Here is a 2,590-nt window from a genome sequence, read left to right as displayed (position 1 = left end):
GGCCCAGGTGCAGCACCGACTTGAGGATATTCTCCCGCGCCAGGTACTCGCTGACCGCCGCGCCCGCGCCACCCATGATGGCGTTCTCTTCGAGGGTTACCAGCAACGCGTGACTACCGGCAATCTCGCGCACCAAGGCTTCATCCAGCGGTTTGACGAAACGCATGTCGACCACGGTGGCGTCGATCTTCTCTGCAACCTTCAGCGCTTCGGCCAATTGCACGCCAAACACCAGGAACGCGGTCTTGCTGCCTTGGCGACGGACGATGCCTTTGCCGATCTCGATCGGTTCCAGGTCCTTCTCGATCACCGCGTTCGGGCCGGTGCCGCGTGGGTAACGCACGGCGGCCGGGCCGTTGTACAGGTGGCCGGTGCTGAGCATCTTGCGCAGTTCGTTCTCGTCGCTCGGCGTCATCACCAGCATGCCGGGGATGCAACGCAGGTAAGACAAGTCGAAACTACCGGCGTGAGTCGGACCGTCTTCGCCGACTAAACCTGCGCGGTCGATGGCGAACAGCACGTCGAGGTTCTGTACCGCCACATCGTGAACAAGCTGGTCATAGCCGCGCTGCAGGAACGTGGAATAGATCGCGACCACCGGCTTGGCGCCTTCACAGGCCATACCAGCGGCGAAGGTCACCGCGTGCTGTTCGGCAATCGCCACGTCGAAGTAGCGCAGCGGGAAACGCTCGCTGAATGCCACCAGGTCGGAGCCTTCCTTCATCGCCGGGGTAATCCCCACCAGGCGCGGGTCAGCGGCAGCCATGTCGCACAGCCATTCGCCGAACACCCCGGAGTACTTTGGCCCGCTGGTCTTTTTCGGCGCGGCGGCGGGGGCGTCCACAGGTTCCAGCTTGGTGATGGCGTGGTAGCCGATCGGGTCGACTTCCGCTGGCGCGAAGCCTTTGCCTTTCTTGGTGACGATATGCAGGAACTGCGGGCCCTTGAGGTCACGCATATTGCGCAGCGTGGCGATCAGGGTCGGCAGGTCGTGGCCGTCGATGGGGCCGATGTAGTTCCAGCCCAGCTCTTCGAACAGGGTGCCGGGGACCAGCATGCCCTTGGCGTACTCTTCGGTGCGTCGGGCAATTTCCCAGGCGCCGGGCAGGCGCGAGAGCACCTTTTTGCTGCCTTCGCGCATGCTGGCGTAGGTGCGGCTGGAAAGGATCTTGGCCAGGTAATTGGACAGGCCACCGACATTGCGCGAGATCGACATGTCGTTGTCGTTGAGGATCACCAGCATGTTGGCGTCCACTTCCGGCGCATGGTTCAGCGCCTCGAAGGCCATGCCGGCGGTCAACGCGCCATCACCGATCACCGCAATCGCCTTGCGATCACTGTTTTGCAGGCGGGCGGCAATCGCCATGCCCAGCGCTGCACTGATGGAGGTGCTGGAGTGGCCGACGCCAAAGGTGTCGTATTCGCTCTCGGAGCGACGCGGGAAGGCGGCGATGCCGTCCTTCTGGCGCAGGCTGTTCATGCGCTCGCGACGACCGGTGAGGATTTTATGCGGATACGCCTGATGGCCCACGTCCCACACCAGCCGGTCGTCCGGGGTGTCGAACACGTAATGCAGGGCGATGGTCAGCTCGATCACGCCCAGCCCGGCACCGAAATGCCCACCGGTCTGACCGACCGTGTAGAGCAATTCCAGGCGCAACTCATCGGCCAGGGTTTCCAGCTCGGCTTCACCCAGTCGACGCAGGCCGTCCGGCGTGGCAGCACGGTCGAGCAGGGGCGTGGACGGGCGCTTGCGGGGAATCTCTTGAAACGTCGTGGGCATCAGGCGAATCGTTATAGGTATAGAAGAGGCGGCAGTTTACCTCAAGCATCGCAAACTGCCCACGCGGAGCGCCGAACTTGGCTGATAGGCGGCGCGAATGGCCGCACTTATCAATGGCGGCGTTCGACGATATACCGCGCCAGGTCGCGCAGTGGCTCGGCTGCCGCGTCGAAAGGTCGCAGGGCATCCAGGGCTTGGTCGCGCAGTTCCAGGGCGTAAGCCTTGGCCGCTTCGAGCCCGAGCAGTGCCGGATAGGTTGGTTTGTCCCGCGCGATATCGGCGCCTTGGCGTTTGCCCAGGGTGGCCGTGTCACTTTCCACGTCGAGAATGTCGTCCTGCACCTGGAACGCCAGGCCGATGGCCCGGGAATAGGTCTGCAAGGCGGCCAATTGCGCCGTTTCAGCGCGACCGCTGGCCAGGGCACCCAGGTGCACGGCGGCTTCGATCAAGGCGCCGGTCTTGTGGCGGTGCATGTGTTCCAGGGCCGTTTGGTCCAGCTTGAGGCTGACCGAACCCATGTCGATGGCTTGCCCGCCGACCATGCCGGCCGGGCCGGCAGCGTGGGCCAGGGCGGTCACCATGCGCAGGCGGATCTCGGCATTCACGCTGCTCAGGCGCGGGTCCAGCAGGGCGCTGAATGCCAGGCTTTGCAGGCCATCACCGGCCAAAATCGCATAGGCTTCGTCAAAGGCTTTGTGGGTGGTCGGTTGGCCGCGACGCAGATCGTCGTCGTCCATCGCCGGCAAATCGTCGTGTACCAGGGAATAGGCGTGAATCAACTCCACCGCACACGCCGCGCCATTGGCC

2 protein-coding genes are annotated in these 2,590 nt (G+C 63.9%); both read right to left on the bottom strand.

Features of this window, described 5'->3' with window-relative positions:
• A partial coding sequence (dxs, locus tag ACRESD_RS22135) for a 1-deoxy-D-xylulose-5-phosphate synthase (protein WP_431752858.1) occupies nt 1-1,783 on the bottom strand: 1,783 nt, incomplete at its 3' end.
• A gap of 110 nt (nt 1,784-1,893) precedes the next feature.
• A partial coding sequence (locus ACRESD_RS22130; protein WP_431752857.1) for a farnesyl diphosphate synthase occupies nt 1,894-2,590 on the bottom strand: 697 nt, incomplete at its 5' end.

The organism is Pseudomonas sp. (assembly GCF_050739995.1).
In the GTDB taxonomy this organism is placed as follows: Bacteria; Pseudomonadota; Gammaproteobacteria; order Pseudomonadales; family Pseudomonadaceae; genus Aquipseudomonas.
This window is presented reverse-complemented; position numbering and strand designations above follow the sequence as displayed.